Annotated in this window: 18 protein-coding genes; 11 read left to right on the top strand and 7 right to left on the bottom strand. The window is 59.6% G+C overall.

Annotated features, from left to right (window positions below):
* Nucleotides 1–74: 74 nt before the first annotated feature.
* Both B3Q33_RS05650 and B3Q33_RS05645 read left to right on the top strand, forming a co-directional pair.
* Nucleotides 75–662, top strand: coding sequence for a TetR/AcrR family transcriptional regulator (locus B3Q33_RS05650; RefSeq protein ID WP_272975402.1), 588 nt, complete (start codon nt 75–77; stop codon nt 660–662).
* Nucleotides 663–874: 212 nt separating this feature from the next.
* Nucleotides 875–1,528 (top strand): glutathione S-transferase, encoded by a 654-nt coding sequence (locus B3Q33_RS05645; RefSeq protein WP_272975401.1) that lies wholly within the window; start codon nt 875–877, stop codon nt 1,526–1,528.
* A 90-nt stretch (nt 1,529–1,618) separates the two neighbouring features.
* Here B3Q33_RS05645 and B3Q33_RS05640 read toward each other — a convergent pair whose 3' ends face one another.
* Together B3Q33_RS05640 and B3Q33_RS05635 are read right to left on the bottom strand one after the other, a co-directional pair.
* Nucleotides 1,619–2,302 (bottom strand): gamma-glutamyl-gamma-aminobutyrate hydrolase family protein, encoded by a 684-nt coding sequence (locus B3Q33_RS05640; RefSeq protein ID WP_272975400.1) that lies wholly within the window; start codon nt 2,300–2,302, stop codon nt 1,619–1,621.
* Nucleotides 2,281–3,255, bottom strand: a complete 975-nt coding sequence (locus tag B3Q33_RS05635) for an amidoligase family protein (protein WP_272975399.1) — start codon at nt 3,253–3,255, stop codon at nt 2,281–2,283. The genes B3Q33_RS05640 and B3Q33_RS05635 overlap by 22 nt, the downstream gene beginning before the upstream one ends.
* Nucleotides 3,256–3,573: 318 nt before the next feature.
* On the opposite strand from B3Q33_RS05635, the gene B3Q33_RS05630 reads away from it, so the two are divergent.
* Nucleotides 3,574–3,777 (top strand): YgaP family membrane protein, encoded by a 204-nt coding sequence (locus tag B3Q33_RS05630; RefSeq protein ID WP_272975398.1) that lies wholly within the window; start codon nt 3,574–3,576, stop codon nt 3,775–3,777.
* Between the two features lie 148 nt (nt 3,778–3,925).
* On the opposite strand, the gene B3Q33_RS05625 is transcribed toward B3Q33_RS05630, so the two are convergent.
* The gene (locus tag B3Q33_RS05625; RefSeq protein ID WP_272975397.1) at nt 3,926–4,975 is read right to left on the bottom strand and encodes a lipase secretion chaperone; all 1,050 of its coding nucleotides are present in this window, start codon (nt 4,973–4,975) and stop codon (nt 3,926–3,928) included.
* 3 nt (nt 4,976–4,978) lie between these two features.
* Nucleotides 4,979–5,941, bottom strand: a complete 963-nt coding sequence (locus B3Q33_RS05620; protein WP_272975396.1) for a lipase family alpha/beta hydrolase — start codon at nt 5,939–5,941, stop codon at nt 4,979–4,981.
* A 247-nt stretch (nt 5,942–6,188) separates the two neighbouring features.
* Here B3Q33_RS05620 and B3Q33_RS05615 point away from each other — a divergent pair, with 247 nt between their 5' ends.
* Nucleotides 6,189–7,220 carry an AraC family transcriptional regulator gene (locus B3Q33_RS05615; RefSeq protein ID WP_272975395.1) on the top strand — a complete coding sequence of 344 codons (1,032 nt, stop codon included), beginning with the start codon at nt 6,189–6,191 and terminating at the stop codon, nt 7,218–7,220.
* Between the two features lie 51 nt (nt 7,221–7,271).
* On the opposite strand, the gene B3Q33_RS05610 is transcribed toward B3Q33_RS05615, so the two are convergent.
* The 3 genes from B3Q33_RS05610 to fadB form a co-directional block, all read right to left on the bottom strand.
* Nucleotides 7,272–7,775, bottom strand: coding sequence for a DUF2505 domain-containing protein (locus B3Q33_RS05610; protein ID WP_272975394.1), 504 nt, complete (start codon nt 7,773–7,775; stop codon nt 7,272–7,274).
* Nucleotides 7,776–8,211: 436 nt separating this feature from the next.
* Nucleotides 8,212–9,387 carry an acetyl-CoA C-acyltransferase FadA gene (gene fadA / locus B3Q33_RS05605; protein WP_272975393.1) on the bottom strand — a complete coding sequence of 392 codons (1,176 nt, stop codon included), beginning with the start codon at nt 9,385–9,387 and terminating at the stop codon, nt 8,212–8,214.
* A gap of 26 nt (nt 9,388–9,413) precedes the next feature.
* Nucleotides 9,414–11,561, bottom strand: a complete 2,148-nt coding sequence (gene fadB, locus B3Q33_RS05600) for a fatty acid oxidation complex subunit alpha FadB (protein ID WP_272963139.1) — start codon at nt 11,559–11,561, stop codon at nt 9,414–9,416.
* Nucleotides 11,562–12,053: 492 nt separating this feature from the next.
* Between fadB and recJ the strand changes: the two genes are divergently transcribed.
* The 7 genes from recJ (at nt 12,054) to B3Q33_RS05565 (ending at nt 20,574) form a co-directional block, all read left to right on the top strand.
* Nucleotides 12,054–13,778: a single-stranded-DNA-specific exonuclease RecJ gene (gene recJ, locus B3Q33_RS05595; protein ID WP_272975392.1), complete on the top strand. Its 1,725-nt coding sequence runs from the start codon at nt 12,054–12,056 to the stop codon at nt 13,776–13,778.
* 338 nt (nt 13,779–14,116) lie between these two features.
* Entirely contained in the window at nt 14,117–14,401 is a 285-nt protein-coding gene (locus B3Q33_RS05590; RefSeq protein ID WP_035247581.1) for a DUF7352 domain-containing protein, read from the top strand.
* Nucleotides 14,402–14,843: 442 nt separating this feature from the next.
* A protein-coding gene (prfB, locus tag B3Q33_RS05585) for a peptide chain release factor 2 (protein ID WP_156964877.1) occupies nt 14,844–15,960 on the top strand; the annotation gives its coding sequence in 2 pieces (ribosomal slippage) (nt 14,844–14,915 and nt 14,917–15,960; 1,116 coding nt in all).
* Between the two features lie 97 nt (nt 15,961–16,057).
* Nucleotides 16,058–17,557 (top strand): lysine--tRNA ligase, encoded by a 1,500-nt coding sequence (gene lysS / locus B3Q33_RS05580; RefSeq protein ID WP_272975391.1) that lies wholly within the window; start codon nt 16,058–16,060, stop codon nt 17,555–17,557.
* A 115-nt stretch (nt 17,558–17,672) separates the two neighbouring features.
* The gene (locus B3Q33_RS05575; protein ID WP_052042732.1) at nt 17,673–18,341 is read left to right on the top strand and encodes a TetR/AcrR family transcriptional regulator; all 669 of its coding nucleotides are present in this window, start codon (nt 17,673–17,675) and stop codon (nt 18,339–18,341) included.
* The gene (ung, locus tag B3Q33_RS05570) at nt 18,334–19,026 is read left to right on the top strand and encodes a uracil-DNA glycosylase (RefSeq protein ID WP_035247573.1); all 693 of its coding nucleotides are present in this window, start codon (nt 18,334–18,336) and stop codon (nt 19,024–19,026) included. The genes B3Q33_RS05575 and ung overlap by 8 nt, the downstream gene beginning before the upstream one ends.
* Nucleotides 19,027–19,461: 435 nt before the next feature.
* Nucleotides 19,462–20,574 (top strand): enoyl-CoA hydratase/isomerase family protein, encoded by a 1,113-nt coding sequence (locus B3Q33_RS05565; protein WP_232222060.1) that lies wholly within the window; start codon nt 19,462–19,464, stop codon nt 20,572–20,574.
* Nucleotides 20,575–20,612 lie beyond the last annotated feature (38 nt).

Genomic DNA, 20,612 nt, shown 5'->3' with positions numbered 1-20,612 from the left:
TTCAGCATGGTTGGGCCTCGTTGGGCATTCGAATGAGAGTTACATACCGACGGTATGTATGACATACTCTTGGTATGTCAGTCAAATCACCCTCACCAAAATTCGCGGAAGAAACACGCGATACCCTCATTCAAGAGGCACTGGAACTGTTTGCCAGGCACGGCTATGCAGGAACGTCCATTGATCGTATTGCTGAAAAAGTGAACATGACGAAGGGCGCTGTTTACTACTATTTCAGCAGTAAGAAAGAGGTGTTAATCGCCTGTTATCAGCGACAGGCGCAGTGGGTTGCCGAGGCGGTGGGGGCAGTGCCTGAAACCGATAATCCCTGGGATGACACCCTGCGGCTTTGCGACACCTTCCTGGACTTTGTGGTGAGCAATGGACGCCACACCATGCCGCTTCAGGAGGTGATCACCTTTCTCGGCTGGGAGACATGGCGTGACATTGATAGCAGCTACACCATGGGCACGCTGGCTCGCACCATTTCACGCCTACAGGACGGCGGGTGGCTCAAACCCTATCCCCGCAATCTGCTTAACAGCATGATTTATGGCGTCCTGGTTGAGGCCGCCATCAATCTGGCGTCCTCGCCGGATGACTATACCTTGCAAGATATGAAGACATTGATCGCGGACTTTCTGGGGGGGATGCGGGCATAGGGGCGTTATGACATAAACCCCTTTTTAGCCAGTATCCAGACTGGCGCACAAGACGACATTGCGATGCATCGAGGCGGGGCGCCGCTTCAATAGCATCCTTTCCCTGCGCGCACCCTGTGGGCTGCGTTCATCGATAACCCTTTTGGCGGTGAGCAGAAATACCGGTTCCCCGTTGCGCAAATACACCCCCGGTTCAGTTGTGAAGTATCGCTATGACGGCCTCATTTGATTGTCTGTATTCCTTTCGGCGCTGCCCCTATGCCATGCGCGCCCGCCTGGGCGTGTTGTTTGCTGGGTTGCAGGTTGAGCTGCGGGAAGTGACCCTGAAAAACAAGCCTGCGCCAATGCTGGCGATAAGCCCGAAAGGCACCGTGCCTGTGTTGCGGCTTGTCGATGGTGCTGTGATTGAAGAAAGCCGGGACATCATGGTGTGGGCGCTTGAGCAGCAGGATCCACAAGGGCTGTTAGACGCAACGATCCTGGATCAGGCGAATGCGCTGATTGAGCAAAATGATAACGAGTTCAAGCACTGGCTGGACCGTTATAAATACGCCGACCGCCATGTTGAGATGACTCAGACAGAGTATCGGCAGCGAGGAGAGGCTTTTCTTCAGGTCCTGGAGGCGTTGCTGGAGAGAAGTCCTTACCTGCTCGGGGATGACCCAACCATCGCGGATATTGGTGTTATGCCGTTTGTCCGCCAATTCGCCCATGTCGATCGCGATGTGTTTAGCCAGCTGCCTTACCCGAATCTGCAGCGGTGGTTACAGCACTGGTTGGAGCACCCTCTCTTTCTGCAAACCATGATCAAGCTGCCGGTATGGCAGGAGGGCGATGATGTGGTGGTGTTTCCTTCTCGGCCTTGAGTGATGCCTGTCTTGGGGAGCGGCCCCGTGCGTCAATCCACAACGGGCGCGAGTGTCACCCCGGCCCATTGTTCACTCTGTATTTTCCTATCAGGGCTGGGGTAATCGATCCCGTGCATTGTCCACCAACCAGTGGAAGATCCTGAATTGTGACCGCAAGTAGATCATGTATTCAGGGTGCCACTGGACGCCGAGGACGGGGATATTGTCGGTGGGCTCAATGGCCTGGGTGATCTTGTCCAGATCCCAGCCGGTGCGGCGTAGGGGCTCGGCCGGGTGCTTTACGGCTTGATGGTGCAGGCTGTTGACGCGGAGCTTGGTCTTGCCGGTGATGTGGGCGAGTCGGGAATCGGGTTCGAGCCAGACCTGTTTGGTGGGCAGCAGCCCGGGGCGGTTGTAGGTCAGACGGCGAATATGGCGGATGTCATTGTGCAGGGTGCCGCCGAGGACGGTGTTGATCAGTTGCGCCCCGCGGCATATGCCAATCATGGGGATGCCGTGTTTCAGCGCGTGCCGAATCCATTCGATTTCCAGTGTGTCTCGTTCTGGATCGAGCTTGACCCTGGCATCGACTTCACCGCCGTAATGCTCCGGGCTGATATCGTTACCGCCACCGATCACCAGTGCATCCGGCGGCGCCCCCTGCCACGGATGATCAACCGAAATGCGTTGGGGAACCGCACCGCACAGGCGTAATGCCAGCGCCGTGCACCACCAGGCCGGCGCCCAGCGACGGTGGTTGCCGGTCACTCCTATGAGTGGTTTTCCATCCATCGGGCTATCCTTTTCACCCAGGCGCCGCGATCCACACCCAGCAGCGGTCTGTCTGCCGTGAGAAAGTCTTTACCCAGCGCCTGGAGTGAGGCGTCGTCGTTGGCCAGTTGTTCAACCCAGCACCAGCGCAGCCAGGAAGCGTTGAGGCTCCATTGCGGGTCGTCAATCTGGCAATTGGGCAACCGGTAGTGGAAGGTCGGTCGCGACTTGATTTTCGGGTCATCGACCGTAGCGCGGACGCGGTCCGCATCGATCTCGGCAAACAGGGGCAGCATGTCCAGGGCGCGGTTGCGGGTCGGGTTATGTTCAAGGTAATCGTCGATCAGGGTGGCGATGTCCGGTTCATCCCGGGTTAGCAGCAGCTTGATATAGGACTCCTCGAACAGGTCGATATAAGGGCTGATGCGTCGCGCCAGATTCACATCGTTGGCTTCGATCTGCCACCACTGGAGCAGCCCGAAAGCGCGCAGGTAACGGTGAATGGTTGGCGCATCCAGTGCCGGTACTTCCGCATTGATATGGACCCCGTAGGCCGCGATCAGCGATTCCTCGGTACCGGTGGCGCCGGCCTTGCGCAGCGCCTCAACCATACCATCCAGGATAGTGAGTGATGTTACCGGCAATGGCGGGCATACCACCTCGACGGGCACCAGCAGCGCCGCCGCCTTTGACAGGGGATGCAGCAGCTCATCCACGGTCTCGCCCGCATTGGCGGCCGCTGTCTTGAGGAAATCCCAGTCGAGCTCGATATTGAAATCACCGTGAGCGGTTTGCACACACACTTGCGCGGCGGTTTTCTCTGTCACCGTTCCGTCAAGTACATGACAAACCACGTTGGCGGTATCGCGCAATGGGATACCGGAAAACTCAAGCTCGAAGCCTACCGTGCGAACTTCCCTGGCGACATTTTTGAGTACATCCCGTGATTCAAGCGGCGAAGTGTACGAGTCCATTACCAGGGCAACCTCGCTGTTGGGAGTACGGTGGCTTCTCGCATCATGGTTCCATCTGCTCGTGAAAGACTTCACTACCGTACGCGGTCTGCATCGCTGACTCAACGAACAGCAATAGGAGCCCCAGGGCCAGGTCTTGAATTGTGCGTTTTGATTGGAGGCTGATTGGATGCCAACCCTGAAAATTGGGTATACCCCTAAAGAATCGGACGCTCAGCTACTGGCAGACCCGCTGGCGGGGTTTCCTGATCTGGATCAACGAGCGCAATCTGGAATCAGGACAGACTCAAGAAATACGCATTCACAAAGGAGGCGGTCATGAAAACCAACGTGGGTAACGCAGACCGAACTCTGCGGTTGGTGGCGGGTGTGGTGATTATCGTCCTGGGCGTGGTATTCCAGAGCTGGTGGGGAGCCATCGGCCTGATCCCGCTGTTCACCGGCGCCACGCGCTGGTGTCCGGCTTATCTGCCGTTCGGCATTTCCACCTGCAAGACGTCCAACGCCCAGAAATCAGGTTGAAGAACCAGCCACTGGCAGCCTTGATGCTCAATGCATGGGTGTCCCGGAGATCGCCCATCCCGGAGATCGCCCCTGGCGAAGGGCGCCAGGCCCCCATGAATCAGCCGGATTCTGGCTGACTGCATGGGGGCAAGACGTTGAACTACCATTACGGGTCGGAGAGTCGCTCCAGCGCTTGCACCCGTACCCGCTCCTGTTGTGAAAATTGCTGTTCACGGAGCTGCGCGATCTGCGCTTCGCGGTCCGTGGCCGATAGGTTGGGGTTGTGCAGCAGGGCTTGGCGTTGTTCTAGCCAGGCGTCCATGCGGCGGTCGAAGTCCGCCCGCTGCTGGTCCAGCTGTTGCAGTCGGCTGGCGGCTTCCGGCCCCACTACCTGCTCGCGGATCTGCTGGATCTGGGCGTCGCCCAGTCCTTCCTCGCGGGATTGCGCAGTCAGTTGCTGCAGTGTCTGGTATTGGGTGGCGGCGGCGATGTCCGCCTGCATGGCTGGGGGCAGTGATGCGGTGAGGGCGGCAAGACGTTGCGCTTTCTGCTCTGCACTCAGCGACTCATCCCGTGTCACCGCCAGTCTCTCCAGTGCGTAATCGTCGCGGGCCTGTTGCCGTGCAAAGAAGGCGGTGCACACCGGTTGCCCGAGAAACTGCAGACAGGATTCGCGCACGGCCTGCTGCTGGGCTCGCACGGCGTCCACATCCAGTCTGGCGGCGTCCACACCGCCGGCCTGGGGAATCTGTCCCAGATTATCCCGCCAGGCCAGATAGCCGTTCAGGATCTGCTGGGCCTGTTCGGCGGCCGTTGCCGGCAGGTTGTTGGCGAAATAGGCCTGCAGCCGCTGCACAATGGTGGCCAGGTCTTCCTCGCCCAATGTGGAAAGGAAGTACTCCATCACATCGCGCAACAGGGGAGTGATCACCAGGTTGCCCTGGGCATCCACCTGCAGGCCATCCGGCACGACAGTGCCTTCCAGTGACGCGGGTAATTTTTCCAGTCCGGTCCGGAAACTGACACTGGAGACAGGGTGGTGTGGCAACGATCCCGCCATCCCCTTGCTGCCGTGTGCCAGGGTGTCCGTTTCCTGAGTGGCCGATTCAGTGGTGACCGGGGTGGCCCCGGTCCAGGTCAGGGCGAGTGCGGCCAGAACCGTCAACAGAAAAGCCGGCAGGGCATAGTGCCACCACCGGCGTTCACGTTGCCCCATGGCTTAGAGGCCTGCCTGCTTCAACCGGTTGGCATGGTTGCGGAATACCACCACCGGATCGGTTTCGAACAGGTCGGTAAGGCCGATGGTCTGGTTGACCTCATCCAGATGATTCATGTGGTAGTTGTCGCGAATCACCTTGCCCAGGTGGCTGCTGCAACGGCCGACCAGACCATCATTTTTCGGGTCATCGGTGCCAACAAAGGCGGCCGAGGTCAGGGTCATTGGCAGGTCGAGTGGGTCCAACAGGTTGGTGATGTGCCCGGTGCCGCTCCAGGAGTAATAGCGTACGCCGTTGTCCGCATAGCTGCCCTCGCCACAGGCGGAGGTCGGCACCCCTGCCGGGTAGCGATTATTGAAGTCGGCGGCGCCAACCGTGGTCAGTGCGTCCAGGCCTGCCAGGGAATCCTGCGACAGCCGTTCGCCGGCAGCCAGCCCGATCAGGGCGCCGAAACCGTTCACCACAGAGCCCACCAGATTGCTCAGGTCATCACCGGCCACATCGGAAACCGATGCCACCAGATCCGCGACCGCGGAGCCCTTGTTGGGGCCGCCCACTGATGTGACCGAGGCAATGCGCCCGGGGATAGCCGCCGCAACATAACGCACCGACTGGGCGCCGTGGCTGTGGCCAATCAGGTTGACCTTGCTGGCACCACTGATGGCGAGAATCTCTTCTACTTGCTGCAGCAGCTGCTCGCCACGGGCTTCGGACGATTCGAAGGATGATACCTGGGTCAGGTAAACCCGGGCTCCCCGGTCCTGAAGGTCAGCGGGGATGCCATACCAGTAATCCAGCGGTCCGGCGCGATCAAACCCGGCCATGCCATGGGCAAGCACAATCGGATAACGGGTTTTTGCATAGCTGGAATCCACGGAAAACCAGCTGAACCAACCGGCGAAGGCGGGGCTGGCGGTGGCCATTAACAGGCTGGCCAGTGCCAGCGTCTTGAAACGGAATGCCATGGTGTGTCCTCACTGCATTGTTATTGCGTTATTGGGGGTGAGAAAGCCGGGTGTATACCCTGCGCCAGTATCCTGCGGGGGGAAGAGAGGGGAGGCCATACCCGAAAAGGACGGGCTATTGACCCGTTTGGGACAGTCGTAGGCCCCAGGGTCACTGGCATTGCGTGGTGATTGTTCGTAAATTAATCTGCAAGGCGTTTCGGGGCCTTGAAGACACTAGCCATAATAAAATCAATAGGTCGCACCCATGCCGGACACCCTGTCTGCCTGTAAAATTTCGCTGGATGTCATGCGCCAGCTGCTGGTTATCGGCAGCAAGCAGGGCCTGGATGTGGATGCCTTGCTGGCAAACCACCAGTTCCGTCTGGAGCCCATGGAAAACGATCCCGCTTATATGGCGGGGGAGGAGTTCGAGCGGCTGATGATCGCCGCCATTAAGGCGCTGGCGCAGCCTCTGACCGGCCTGGAGCTGGGCTCGCGGGCGCTGGCACAGGTGTTCGGGGTTACCGCCTATCTGGCGCAAACGGCCAGTACCGTGGACAGTTTTCTCAGTGCGATCATCCAGGCGGAGCCGTTACTGGGCACCGTGGGCCGCTCGGAGTTGCACCGGGAACCAGGTGAGGTTCACCTGATCTGGCATTGTCAGCTAGTGGATCCGCTGGCCCGCTGGCATGCCATCGACTTTATTATGGCCACTCTGGCCAGTTTCCTGAGCGCCACCGTTTCACCCGGCACCCTGGACTACGAGGTGCAACTGGGCCATCCGGCACCAACGGACCCGGTGCAGACCGCCCGTTACAAGGCAGTGTTCTGCTGCGAGGTGCTCTTCGACCAGCCGCAAAACCGCATCATCCTGCCTGCCCGTCTTCTGGATCACCCCATCAACAGCGCCGATCCGCAGCTCAACGCGGTGCTGTCTCGTCATGCCCAGACGGTGATGGAGGAGCGGAAAAGTGTGGTTTCATTCAAGGATACGGTGACACTGCAAATCAAGCGGCTGATGCTGCACGGCATGGCCTCACGGGAAAACGTGGCGGAATCCCTGTCAATCACCAGCCGCACCCTGCACCGCAAACTCCGGGAAGAGAGCACCAGCTACCGCGCTCTGTTGGACGGGGTCAGGCAGGAAAAGGCCTGTGATCTGCTCACCCACACACAGCGCACAGTGCAGTCTGTGGCCAGTGAAATCGGCTTTGATGAAGCCCATTCCTTCACGCGGTGGTTCCGCCAGCGCACCGGCATGGCGCCCAGCCAGTATCGAGAGTTGCCGGAAAAATAAAGCACCGGCAACGGGACACCTTTCAATCAGCCACGTAACGCTGGGCTCACGTCAAAGATACCGCTGCACAAATTCGGCCATCACTTCCTGCGCTTGATGTGAGTCGCGTTCGAATTTCTTTTTCAAGTCCGCGCCAAGCACCTTGGCCAGCTTGTCGCCAATCAGCGGGACGTTGATGTTCACCGAGAAATTGAGGTTCAACACGCATCTGCCGTCTTCGTCAGTCAGTGTCATGTCGCATTTCACTACGGCGGGCATGCCTTTGAATTGAATATCCAGGTGACCACGCAGAGTGGTTTGGTCCCAGCTATCGACTTGCACAACAGTGATGGTGTCGGGCACAAACTTGCGTGCGAAGGCTGGAACGTCGATATCAATATCGACATGACGGCTTACGGCAATGCGGGTTTTACTGCCGTTGTGTTGTTCTTCAAGCACCTGAATATTGGTGGCACCGGCCCCTGTGTATTTCTTGATGAAATAGTCTTTATTGCCGAAGACTTGCACCACGGCGTGAGCGGGGAAGGGGTAACGGTTTGATTCGGTAAATTGCATAAAAGGCTCTCTAAGAAGGCATTGCCCAGTGATGCCTGACATCAATGATGCTTGGGTGGTTTGGGGTGAAGAGCCAGACATGTGAACGCCAGCACGCCCCGAAGAGGGTGAGATTAGCGTCGTTGAGCCCACAGTGTCATTGCCTGGCTGACAACCCAGCAGACGCTGGACAGCCAAAATCATCGGGTGCTTCCAGAGCGCCGGGCTAAGCGGGCGGTGCAACAAACGGTGCCAGTGCGTTATCTGACAATGGCCCCTTGACCAGGCCTTGCACCGTGCAGTTTGACGTGCTCTGGCCGCAGGCCGAAAAAGAAAAACCCCGGCGGATAAGCCGGGGTTTTTTGTTTCCAATCCCGCCCTTGTGAGGCGAGCCCGGAAATTGGCTCCGGGCCTGAACACCGGAGCGCGTCCGGCGTCAGGCTTCGGGTATCAAGCGTTATACTCGCTCGATCACGGTCGCAATACCCTGACCCAGGCCGATGCACATGGTGGCCAGGCCGAGTTTGCCGCCTTTCCATTCCAGTACGTTCAGCAGGGTGCCGGTGATACGCGCACCGGAGCAGCCCAGCGGGTGACCCAGGGCGATGGCGCCGCCGTTCAGGTTCACTTTCTGGTCGGCTACGTCCAGCAGCTTCAGGTCCTTCATGACGGGCAGGGACTGGGCGGCGAACGCTTCGTTCAGCTCCACGTAGTCGATGTCGTCGATGGTCAGGCCTGCACGAGCCAGGGCCTTCTGGGTGGCCGGTACGGGACCGTAACCCATGATGGCGGCGTCGCAGCCCGCCACGGCCATGGAGACGATCTTGGCGCGGGGCTTGAGGCCCATTTCTTCGGCCTTGGCGGCGCTCATGACCAGCATGGCGGAGGCACCGTCAGACAGGGCAGAGGAGGTACCGGCAGTGACAGTACCGTTGGCCGGATCGAATACCGGACGCAGTTTCTGCATGTCTTCCAGGGTGGCACCGGGACGGATCACTTCGTCGATCTCGCACAGGACCTTGTTACCTTCCTGATCGTGACCTTCGATGGGAACAATCTCGTTCTTCCAGCGACCTTCCTGGGTGGCTTCCCAGGCCAGGCGGTGGGAACGCACACCGAACTCGTCCTGCTGCTCACGGGTGATGCCGTGCATCTTGCCCAGCATTTCCGCGGTAAGGCCCATCATGTTGGAGGCCTTGGCGGTAACCTTGGAGATCTCCGGGTTGATGTCCACACCGTGATCCATGGCCACGTGACCCATGTGCTCCACACCACCGATAACGAACACGTCGCCGTTGCCGGTCTGGATGGACTGGGCGGCGGAGTGCAGCGCCTGCATGGAAGAGCCGCACAGACGGTTCACGGTCTGGGCAGCGCTGGTGCGCGGCAGGCCGGCCAGCATGGAGATGTTACGGGCGATGTTCATGCCCTGTTCTTTGGTCTGGTTTACGCAGCCCCAGATCACATCTTCGGTCTGCTGGATGTCCCAGTTGGGGTTACGCTCCATGAGCGCTTCCACCAGCAGGGCAGACAGTTTTTCGGCACGCACATTACGGAACTGGCCATTACGGCTCTTGCCCATGGGGGTACGGACCGCATCGACGATGACTACGTCATTAGGATTCAAACTCATTTCTCTAACTCCTTTCAGTCCGTGGCTTAGGCGAAGAAAGACTCGCCTTTGGCGGCCATGTCTTTGAGCATCTGCGGTGCTTCGTAGATGCCACCCAGGTGCGCGTACTTGTCACACAGCGCGACGAATTCTTTCACGCCGAGGCTGTCGATGTAGCGCAGCGGACCACCACGGAAGGGAGGGAAGCCGATGCCGTAGATCATGGCCATGTCGGCCTCGGCAGCGGAACCTACGATGTTGTCTTCCAGGCAGCGAACGGTTTCGGTGCACATGGGGATCATCATGCGGGCGATGATTTCCTCTGCATCAAATTCCTGGGTGTCGGCGACGTGGGGCTTGATCAGTTCGTAGGTCTTTTCGTCGACCACTTTCTGAGTCTTGCCTTTCTTGTCTTGCTCGTACTTGTAGAAACCAACGCCGTTCTTCTGGCCATAACGCTCGTTTTCGAACATCACGGTGGAGACGTCTTTGAAGTCGTACTGCATACGCTCGGGGAAGCCGTCTGCCATGACCTGGGCGGCGTGAACACCGGTGTCGATGCCGACCACGTCCATCAGGTAGGCGGGGCCCATGGGCCAGCCGAACTTCTGCATCACTTTATCCACGGCCTGGAAATCGGCACCGTCGCGCATCAGCATGCCGAAGCCGCCGAAGTAGGGGAACAGTACGCGGTTAACCAGGAAGCCGGGGCAGTCGTTGACCACGATGGGGGTTTTGCCCATTTTCTGGGCGTAGGCCACCAGGGTGCCGACGGTTTCGTCGGAGGTCTTCTCGCCACGGATCACTTCTACCAGCGGCATCATGTGTACCGGGTTGAAGAAGTGCATGCCGGCAAAGTTTTCCGGCTTCTTCAGGGCTTCGGCCAGCTTGGTGATGGAGATGGTGGAGGTGTTGGACGCCAGGATAGTGCCGTCTTCCACTTTCTCTTCGGTCTCGGCCAGAACGGACTGCTTGATCTTCTGGTTCTCGACCACCGCTTCCACGATCACGCCAACGTTACCGAAGTCGCCGTAGTTCAGGGTGGGGCGGATGTTGGACAGTACTTTGCCCATGCCGGCCGCATCCAGTTTGCCTTTGCTGACGCGCTTGGCGAGCAGTTTGGAGGCTTCGTTCATGCCCAGGTCCAGCGCCTTGTCGGCGATGTCCTTCATGATGATGGGGGTGCCTTTCAGGGCGGACTGGAAGGCGATACCGCCACCCATGATGCCGGCGCCCAGTACGGCGGCCTGCTCAAAGCCTTTGGAGGCCTTGGCGGTTTTGCCGTTGACCTTCTTCACCTGCTGGTCTGCCAGGAACAGGCCGACCATGGCGGTGGCTTGCGGGGTCTTGGCGACTTTGGCGAAGCCTTTGGCTTCCACTTCCAGAGCCTGGTCGCGGTTCATGCCGGCGTGGGCCTGCATGGTTTTAACCGCAGCGACGGGAGCGGGGTAGTTCTTGCCAGCCTGACCCTGGACCATGGCCATGCAGGTCTGGAAGGCCATCATGTTTTCCATGGGCGGCAGCTTCAGGGGCTCGAGCTTTTCCTGACGCTTGGCGCGGAAGTCGATCTTGCCGGCCAGGCACTGCTTGACCAGATCGATGGCAGCATCGTTAACCTTGTCGTGGGCAACCACGGCATCGGCAACACCCACTTTCAGAGCCTTGGCAGCTTTGTGCTGACCGCCAGCGGCGATCCACTCAACGGCGTTGTCCACACCGATGACACGGGGCAGACGCACGGTGCCGCCGAAGCCCGGGTACAGGCCCAGCTTCACTTCCGGCAGTCCCACCTGGGCTTTTTCGCTCAGTACACGGAAGTCTGCAGCCAGGCACATTTCCAGGCCGCCACCCAGGGCGATGCCGTTAACGGCAACCACTTTGGGGATGTCCAGATCTTCAAAGGCATTGAAGACCTGGTTGGATTTCAGACACCAGCCGGCGATTTCGTCTTCCGGCAGTTTGAACATGTCTGTGAATTCGGTGATGTCGGCGCCAACGATGAAAACCGACTTGCCGGAGGTCACGACCAGGCCCTTGATGTCGCTGTTGCCTTTAATGGCATCGACGGCCTTACCGAGATCTTCCACGGTTTCCTGATTGAACTTGTTAACGGACTCGCCCTGAAGGTCAAACTTCAGTTCGGCGATGCCGTCGTCAAGCAGTTGTACGCTTACGGCGTTGCCTTGATAGATCATAGCTTCTGCTCTCCAGTCCCAAAGTACGCGGCTAACTAGGCCGCTTTGGTATTGCCCCGGTCCCCGAAAATGGGGGAGGCGGCGCTACTTATATAAGCCACTAGCATTTTCATGTGAGTGTTTGCTTACATAAACAACGAAACTTGTAGGCCCGCAAGTATAGGGAAGGTGAATGACTTTTTTAGCCCCAATTTGTGACTAATTGGTCGTGGGCCCGGTGGATGGGTGGCGGTTGGTGAAAATTTCAACACTTACTCCTTATGATGGTGCTGTTCCGGGTGCGGCGTGGCAGACTTGCCGGTCTGTTTTCTGTAGGAGCGCCGCTTGAGGCGCGAAGCTCTCTGGCTGGGCCATCGCGAGCAGGTTCGCGGCTCGAGCGCCGCTCCTACGGCGGGATGAGAATGGTGCTGGAATCCGGCCCTATTCTCCCCGTGTGGGAGAGGGCTGTCTTTCCTTCTCAATTATCAATTCTCCACTATCCATTGGTCATTCATGCCCGTAGACAAACTCAGCCTGCCCGCCATTACCCGTCGCCCGCGGCATACACCGGATTGGCCGGATGTGCCGCCATTGCTGGCGCGAATTCTGGCCGGGCGGGGCGTGGACGACCCGGCGCAGCTGAATCTGGCGCTCAAGCGCTTACCCCATCCATCGTCCTTCACAGGATTGCGTGGGGCCGTGGAGCTGCTGTTACAAGGGCGATCCGATCACTGGCGTCTCTGTATTGTCGGCGACTACGACGCGGACGGGGCCACGGCCACCACCCTGATGGTGCGTGGCTTGGAGCTGCTGGGCTTTCCGCGCCCGGATTTCCTGGTGCCGGATCGCTTCGAGTATGGCTATGGCCTGTCGCCGGCCATCGTCGAGCTTGCCCAGCAGCAGTACCAGCCGGACCTGATCATTACCGTGGATAACGGCATCGCCAGTGTGGATGGTGTGGCCGCCGCCCGGGCCCGGGGCATCAAGGTGCTGATCACCGATCACCACCTGCCCGGTGACACCCTGCCCGAGGCCGATGCCCTGGTGAACCCGCGCCTGCCTGGCTGCGAGGATTTCCCTGCCGCCAATCTGGCCGGTGTCGGTGTCGCTTTCTATTTATTGATGGACCTGCAGCGCGCCCTGCGCGAGCAGGGCTTCACGCCTACAGCGCCGATCACCGACCTGCTGGACCTGGTGGCCCTCGGCACGGTGGCGGACGTGGTGTCCCTGGACGATGCCAACCGGGTGCTGGTGGAGCAGGGCCTGCGTCGCATCCGCGCCGGCAAGGGCTGCCCGGGCATCCGTGCGCTGTTGCAGGTGGCTGGTCGCGACCCCAATCGGGCACTGGCGGCGGACATGGGCTTTGCGGTGGGCCCGCGCCTGAACGCGGCGGGGCGCCTGTCGGACATGACCCACGGCATTGCCTGCCTGCTGGCGGAGACCGATGCCGAAGCCCTGGAGATGGCCCAGGAGCTGGACACCATCAACCGCGAGCGCCGCTCCATCGAACACGGCATGCGCGATGCGGCCATGATCGAGGTGTCGCGGCTGAACCCGGAGAATCTGCCGGCGGGGCTGTGCCTGTATGGCAAGGAATGGCACGAAGGGGTGGTGGGCATTCTCGCCTCACGGGTAAAGGAAGCCATCCACCGCCCGGTGATCGCCTTCGCCCCGGCCCAACAGCCCGGCACCCTGAAAGGCTCCGGCCGCTCGATCCCCGGTCTGCACCTGCGCGATGCCCTGGATGCCGTGGCCACCGCCAACCCGGGGTTGCTGAGCAAGTTCGGCGGTCACGCCATGGCGGCGGGGCTGTCCCTGGAGCGCGACAAGCTGGACCAGTTCAAGGTGGCCTTCGAGAAGGCGGTCAGCGAGCGGCTCTCGCCCAAGGCACTGGAAAAAGTGGTGGAGACCGATGGCGAGCTGGATGACCACGAGCTGTCCCTGGCCAACGCGGAACTGCTCAGCCATCGGTTCCCCTGGGGGCAGGGCTTCCCGGCGCCGAGCTTCGATGGTGAGTTCGAGGTGCTGAAACACCGCATCGTCGGCGAGCGCCACCTGAAGCTGACCCTGGGCCTGCCCGGCGTCAGCGGCATCATCGATGCCATCCATTTCAATGTGCCGGTGGAGGCCCTGCCCAAGCGCATCAGCCGGGTGCGTGGCGTTTACCGCCTGGAAGTGAACGAATTCCGCGGCCAGCGTAACCCGCAGCTGTTGTTCGAGCATTTGATTACGCTGTAACGCTGCCAACCGCCACCGTAGCTATCCGGGCTACCCTGATTACCCCAGTCATCGTTGGAGCCTTGCTCGCAAGGCTAGCGCGTCGGAGGCTCGCCTGGGCTCGCTTTTCGCCTTGCGAGCAAGGCTCCAACGGGTGGGGTTTGATCTGGCACAGCCCGCCGCCCCGGGAAATTGTCGACAATGCTGTCGGCGGCCCCGGTTTTTGCTAGCATTGCGCCTCGCGCTCACCATCGGGCGCCTGTTTTACTAGGGTGCGGCCCAAAAGGCCGTGCCGGCATTGACTGCGCGGGGTGGCTATCGTCCACCGTCGTGTTGTGTCCTTAACGGAGGGGACTCGAATGAAGACCATACACAAGCACCGCCTGAAGGTGGTCAACGAGGTGCAGGAGCTGCGCCTGCCCGAAGAAGGCAAGGTACTGCGGGTGGATTATATCCCCCAGGAAGCGGTGATTTTCATGTGGGTGGAAGTGGACGCGGACACCGTGATCGACACCCCGAAAGAAGTGCGCACCTTCAAGGTGTTCACCACCGGTTCCGGCATTCCCAACAATGCCCGCTATATCGGTACCACCATCGATAACATGAAGGGCGAGGCTCACCACGTCTACGAGTTGAGAGACTGATCGGGCCAGCTTCCTTGTAGGAGCGTCGCAGGCGGCGCGATCCGTGACATCTACAAAGCCGCTGTAGGAACGGAGCGTAGCGGAGTAACGCACGTATTTCCGTGCGGCCCTGAGGGTGAGCGAAGCGAATAACTCCTCTTGAGGGACGAATCCGAGCCCTGGCGAGAAGACAGCCGATGCGGGCGTCACCTGATCATCCTGGAGGCCCGGGTTGCTCTGCTACTCCGAACCGAATCTGGGGTAGGCGCTGCGGATGATTTCCACGCTGACGCGTGGTTCGTCCCTCGAGAGGAACTCCTACAGCGGCTTCGTTATAAACGTGCGGGCCGCGCTCCTGCGGCGAAGGCGGAGGTGCCGCCCCTCGTCAGCCAACCCGCAAACCGTTAGACTGCGCTGTTTTCCGCGTATCAATTCTGCCAAGTACTGATTCTAGAGAGACGTAATGGAAGTCAATCCGCTGCGAACCCATCTTTCCGACCTGTCTGAGCGTGTCGAAGCGCTTAGGGGGTATCTTTGACTACGATCAGAAGAGTGAACGTCTGACCGAAGTCGAGCGCGAGCTTGAAAACCCGGATGTCTGGAGCGACCCGGACTATGCCCGGGGCCTGGGCAAGGAACGCGCCCAGCTGGAGCTGGTCGTCAAGACCATCGACGACGCTTCCCAGGGGGTAGAAGACACCTCCGGCCTGCTGGAGCTGGTGGTGGAAGAGGGCGACGAAGACAGCCTGCCGGAAGTGGAAAGCGAGCTGGAGCGGCTGGAGAAGATGGTGGCGGATCTGGAATTCCGTCGCATGTTCTCCGGGCAGATGGACGCCTGCAACGCCTACCTGGATATCCAGGCCGGGTCCGGTGGCACCGAGGCCCAGGATTGGGGCGAGATGCTGCTGCGTATGTACCTTCGCTGGGGCGAGGCCCACGGTTTCAAGACCGAGCTGGTGGAAGCCTCCGCCGGCGATGTGGCCGGCATCAAGTCTGCCACCATCCGTTTCGAAGGTGAGTACGCCTACGGCTGGCTACGTACCGAAACCGGCGTGCACCGGCTGGTGCGCAAGAGCCCGTTCGATTCCGGCGGCCGCCGCCATACCTCGTTCAGCTCGGTGTTCGTGTCCCCGGAAGTGGACGACGATATCGATGTGAATATCGACGTGGGCAGCATGCGGGTGGATACCTACCGGGCCTCCGGTGCCGGTGGCCAGCACGTTAACAGGACCGATTCCGCGGTGCGCCTGACTTATGATTACACCGACGAGGGCGGCGAGAAGCACACCCTGGTGACCCAGTGCCAGAGCGGGCGAAGCCAGCACCAGAACAAGGACCAGGCCCTGAAGATGATGCAGGCCAAGGTCTATGAAGTGGAAATGCAGCGCCGCAACGCGGAAAAGCAGGTCCAGGAAAGCAACAAGTCGGATATTGGCTGGGGCAGCCAGATCCGCTCCTATGTACTGGATGATGGCCGCATCAAGGATCTGCGCACCGGCGTAGAGAGCCACAATACCCAGCAGGTACTGGACGGCGCGCTGGATCAGTTTATCGAAGCGTCCCTGAAAGCAGGATTGTAATTCCGGGAAGCGGGGCCCCAGAGGGTCCCCGCTGTATTAACACAAGCAGCATCAGCCTTGCCAGCAGGCAGGCGAGAGACCGAATTAAGGTAACCCGATGGCCGACGAGCAACAGACACAGACTGATCCCCAGGAAGCGTCTCAGGACGAAAATCGCCTGATCGCCGAGCGCCGCGCCAAACTGGCCGACCTGCGTGAGGCGGGCAATGCCTTCCCCAATCACTTCCGTCGCGATTTCCTGGCCGCTGACCTGCAGGCCCAATATGGCGAGTTCAGCAAGGAAGAGCTGGCTGAGAAGAACATTCAGGTCGCCGTTGCCGGCCGCATGATGCTTGATCGCAAGGCTTTCAAGGTGCTGCAGGACATGTCCGGGCGCATTCAGATTTATGCCTCCAAGGACGTGCAAAAAGACACAAAACACTGGGATCTGGGCGATATCGTTGGTGTGAAAGGCATCCTGTGCAAATCGGGCAAGGGCGACCTGTATGTGATGATGGATGAGTACCTGCTGCTCACCAAGGCGCTGCGTCCGCTGCCGGAAAAACACCATGGCCTCACCGACACCGAAGCCCGCTACCGTCAGCGCTACGTGGATCTGATCGTTAACGAAGAGACTCGCAAGGCCTTCCAGATCCGTTCGAAGATGGTGGCGGGTATCCGCAACTTCCTGGTGGAAAAGGATTTCGTGGAAGCGGAAACCCCCATGTTGCAGGTGATTCCCGGCGGCGCCACCGCGCGCCCCTTCATTACTCACCACAACAGCCTGGATATGGACATGTACCTGCGCATCGCGCCGGAACTGTACCTCAAGCGCCTGGTGGTAGGCGGTTTCGAGAAGGTGTTCGAAATCAACCGCAACTTCCGTAATGAAGGGCTATCCACCCGTCATAATCCGGAATTCACCATGCTTGAGTTCTACCAGGCCTATGGTGATTACCACGACCTGATGAACCTGACCGAGGAAATGCTGCGCAAGCTGGCCCAGGACGTGCTGGGTACCACCCAGGTAAGTTATCAGGGTGATGTGTACGATTTTGGTAAACCCTTTACCCGGATAACGGTTTTCGATTCGATTTTGCATTTTAATCCGGATATCGACCCGGCGAAGCTGGCGGACCTGGACGGGGCCCGCGCTATCGCCGAGGGACTGGGGATTCCGCTGAAGGATGGTTACGGCCTGGGTAAGGTGCAAATCGAGATCTTCGAGAAGACGGTGGAGCACCGTCTGAAAGATCCGACCTTCATCACCGAGTACCCCACGGAAGTGTCGCCGCTGGCCCGTCGTATGGACGATAATCCGTTCGTCACCGAGCGTTTTGAGTTCTTCGTGGGTGGCCGCGAGATCGCCAACGGCTTCTCGGAACTGAACGATGCGGAAGACCAGGCTGAGCGTTTCCGTCAGCAGGTAGCGGAAAAGGATGCCGGCGATGATGAAGCCATGTTCTACGACGAGGATTACGTGACCGCGTTGGAACATGGCCTGCCGCCGACAGCCGGTGAGGGCATTGGCATCGACCGGCTGGTAATGTTGTTTACGGATTCACCGTCCATTCGGGACGTGATCTTGTTCCCGCATATGCGTCCCCAGGGGCGTTAAGGCTGATTTGGGGCACGGTTTGTGCCCCGGCTTGCGGGTAGCAAGGTGGGAGAGCGACACAACACATCCCCCGAGGGGGAGTACCGGGCTGAATCAACAAAGGCTGACTGTGTCCATGAGTAGTGCAATTCAATACCAGGGAAGAAAAGCGCGCCGCGCCGGCAGTGAACAGCGTCGTCAGGCCATTCTCGAAGCCGCGCTGAATATTATTGTCAAAGAGGGTATTCGTGCAGTGCGTCACCGGGCCGTGGCCCGTGAGGCGGATGTGCCTTTGTCGGCAACCACCTACTACTTCAAAGATATCTCCGACCTGATCGCCGATACCTTCACCCTGTTCGCCGAACGAGCGCTCAAGGATGTGATCGAGCCGTTCAAGGAGCGGGCCTTTGCCCTGTTGTCGCAATTTTCCCGTGACAGTCTCGCCGATGCCGAAGAACGTCAGCGCCTGATCGATATGATGGGCAAGATGATGGCGGCCTTTATCGTTGAAGAGCTGAACACCCGCCGTGGCCATCTGGTGGCGGAGCAGGCGTTCATGCAGGAAGCGATCATGGACAGCCGCCTGCGTGAGTTGGCGGATCTGTACCTGCATCAGCAGCTGGAAAGCCTGATGATCGCCACGGAACTGTTTGGCAGCAGCAATCCCCGCCTGGATGCAGAGCTGATTCTGATGGCGATGATGTCCATCGAGCAGCGTTTGCTGGTGCACCCGGAAAAAATCTCCGAGGAGTTCGTGGAGGCTCGTATGTGTAACCTGCTGGACAAGTTGTTGCCCCGTGGCTGACAGCAGCGCCCAGAACGTACAGCTGGAGCCGGGCTGGAAGCAGCACCTGGCCGGGGAGTTCGAGCAGGACTATATGGCCCGGTTGCGGGCTTTCCTGGCCGCTGAAAAGCAGGCCGGGAAAACCGTGTTTCCGCCCGGCCCGGATATCTTCAACGCCTTCAACCTGACGCCCTTCGACAAGGTAAAGGTGGTGATCCTGGGCCAGGACCCTTACCACGGCCCGGATCAGGCTCACGGCCTGTGCTTTTCCGTGCAGCGTGGTGTGAAAACCCCGCCGTCGCTGGTCAATATCTACAAGGAAATTCATCGGGACCTGGGTATCGAGATACCGACCCATGGCAATCTGACTCACTGGGCGGAGCAGGGCGTGCTACTGCTCAATGCGGTGCTTACGGTGGAAGCCGGCCAGGCCGCCTCTCACCAGAAGCAGGGCTGGGAGCAGTTCACCGACCAGGCCATCGAGCACCTGAACCGGGAAAGGGAAGGGCTGGTGTTTCTGCTCTGGGGTAGTCATGCCCAGAAGAAAGGCAAGCTGATCGACCGCGACAAGCACTGCGTGCTCACCGCCCCACACCCGTCGCCGTTATCCGCCCACCGGGGCTTCCTTGGTTGCGGGCACTTCTCCCGCGCGAATCAGTACCTGTTGCAACAGGGCAAGACGGCCATCGACTGGACAATCAGTTAATAGTGAACAGTTAACAGTGAATAGCTCGCGGGAGGTTCTGTTGTTTCTCGGCCCAAGAGGCCGCGCCCAGAATGTTGGCGCGGCCTCTTGGCTATGAACATCAGCGACGCTAGCCCGCGCGCTGTTAACTGTTCACTATTAAGGAGCCTCTGAATAACTCCTTGCATGCTCAGGCTTTCAGGCTGGCTCACAATCTAGGCGCACTTTTGAAGGCATGCTGGTTGCCTGTTGAGAAAGTGCAACAACGAGTGTGGGCCAGCCTGGAAGCCCCGGAGGGCGTGACCTGAAGGGCACATCTGCTGCGTTTTGTCGCTAGGAAAGGGAACCACCCTGTCCGTCGCGACAAAACACAACAGCTGCACCCTTCAGGTCACGCTGAGCACGCAAGGAGTTATTCAGAGGCTCCTTAACTATTCACTGCTTTATGGAGTTGTTGTGTCTGACTGCGTGTTGTTTTCCGAAATCGAGACCCGCTGCGGCCGTGTGATCGCCCGGGCCACCCTGAATGCCCCCAAAGCCCTCAATGCCCTGAGCCTGGACATGATTCAGGTCCTGAGCAAGCAGATGGACGAATGGGAGCAGCGTGACGATGTGGTGGCGATCTGGCTGGAAGGGGCTGGTGGCAAGGCGTTCTGTGCCGGGGGCGATATCGTACAGATGCACAAGTCCATGGTGAAACATGCGGGGCAGGGCAGAAACCCATTCACCGAGCAGTATTTCGCCGAGGAATATGCCCTGGATTATCGTATCCACACCAGCCGGATTCCGGTGGTGGTGTTTGGTGATGGCATTGTCATGGGCGGCGGCATGGGGCTGCTGCAGGGCGCGGATTTCCGTCTGGTAACTCCGCGTTCACGCATGGCCATGCCGGAAATCACCATCGGCCTGTTTCCGGATGTGGGCGGCAGCTGGTTCCTGAATCGTTTGCCGGGTCGCGTGGGGCTGTTTCTGGGCCTGACCGGTGTGCACATCAATGGCCGTGAGGCTGTGGAAATCGGCATGGCCGACCGGATGGTGGATGGCGATGCGGATAACCTGCTGGCGGCACTGGCGGAGCAGGACTTTGCCGATGACGCCACCGACAACCGGGCCGTGCTCTATCGCCTGTTCAAACAACAGGCCGCGGACATGAGCGAGCTGAATCAACCGTTGATCGACCACCTGCCGCAGATCAATCGCCTGTGCGATGGCGAGAGTCTGCCAGTGGTGGTGGAGCAGCTGCTCAGCGCCAAGGATCGTGATGCCTGGCTGGACAAGGCGCTGGGTAACCTGGAACGCGGCTGCCCGCAAACCGCACACCTGGTCTGGGAGCAGCTGGCCCGTTCCACCTATTTGTCCCTGGCCGATATTTTCCGCATGGAATGGTGCCTGGCAGTGCAGTGCTCCCTGCACGGTGACTTCCGTGAAGGGGTGCGCGCCCTGCTGATCGACAAGGATGGCAGCCCCGGCTTCCGCCATCGCAGCGTCAACGATGTGCCGAGAGAATACATTGATGGTTTTTTCGAGTGCCCGGCACCGAAGCACCCGTTGGAGGCAATTGATAGTTGATAATGGGTAATTGATAACGACGCGATCCGGGTTTTCAT

It is taken from the genome of Alcanivorax sp. UBA3183, assembly GCF_002364155.1.
Lineage (GTDB): Bacteria > Pseudomonadota > Gammaproteobacteria > Pseudomonadales > Alcanivoracaceae > Alcanivorax > Alcanivorax jadensis.
The sequence above is the reverse complement of the archived record's forward strand: the minus strand, read 5'-3'. Positions and strand labels throughout refer to the sequence as shown.

Coding starts and splice junctions, on each gene's coding strand:
- B3Q33_RS05650 (WP_272975402.1), top strand. CDS start 75: ATGTCAGTCAAATCACCCTCACCAAAATTCGCGGAAGAAACACGCGAT.
- B3Q33_RS05645 (WP_272975401.1), top strand. CDS start 875: ATGACGGCCTCATTTGATTGTCTGTATTCCTTTCGGCGCTGCCCCTAT.
- B3Q33_RS05640 (WP_272975400.1), bottom strand. CDS start 2,302: ATGGATGGAAAACCACTCATAGGAGTGACCGGCAACCACCGTCGCTGG.
- B3Q33_RS05635 (WP_272975399.1), bottom strand. CDS start 3,255: ATGGACTCGTACACTTCGCCGCTTGAATCACGGGATGTACTCAAAAAT.
- B3Q33_RS05630 (WP_272975398.1), top strand. CDS start 3,574: ATGAAAACCAACGTGGGTAACGCAGACCGAACTCTGCGGTTGGTGGCG.
- B3Q33_RS05625 (WP_272975397.1), bottom strand. CDS start 4,975: ATGGGGCAACGTGAACGCCGGTGGTGGCACTATGCCCTGCCGGCTTTT.
- B3Q33_RS05620 (WP_272975396.1), bottom strand. CDS start 5,941: ATGGCATTCCGTTTCAAGACGCTGGCACTGGCCAGCCTGTTAATGGCC.
- B3Q33_RS05615 (WP_272975395.1), top strand. CDS start 6,189: ATGCCGGACACCCTGTCTGCCTGTAAAATTTCGCTGGATGTCATGCGC.
- B3Q33_RS05610 (WP_272975394.1), bottom strand. CDS start 7,775: ATGCAATTTACCGAATCAAACCGTTACCCCTTCCCCGCTCACGCCGTG.
- fadA (WP_272975393.1), bottom strand. CDS start 9,387: ATGAGTTTGAATCCTAATGACGTAGTCATCGTCGATGCGGTCCGTACC.
- fadB (WP_272963139.1), bottom strand. CDS start 11,561: ATGATCTATCAAGGCAACGCCGTAAGCGTACAACTGCTTGACGACGGC.
- recJ (WP_272975392.1), top strand. CDS start 12,054: ATGCCCGTAGACAAACTCAGCCTGCCCGCCATTACCCGTCGCCCGCGG.
- B3Q33_RS05590 (WP_035247581.1), top strand. CDS start 14,117: ATGAAGACCATACACAAGCACCGCCTGAAGGTGGTCAACGAGGTGCAG.
- lysS (WP_272975391.1), top strand. CDS start 16,058: ATGGCCGACGAGCAACAGACACAGACTGATCCCCAGGAAGCGTCTCAG.
- B3Q33_RS05575 (WP_052042732.1), top strand. CDS start 17,673: ATGAGTAGTGCAATTCAATACCAGGGAAGAAAAGCGCGCCGCGCCGGC.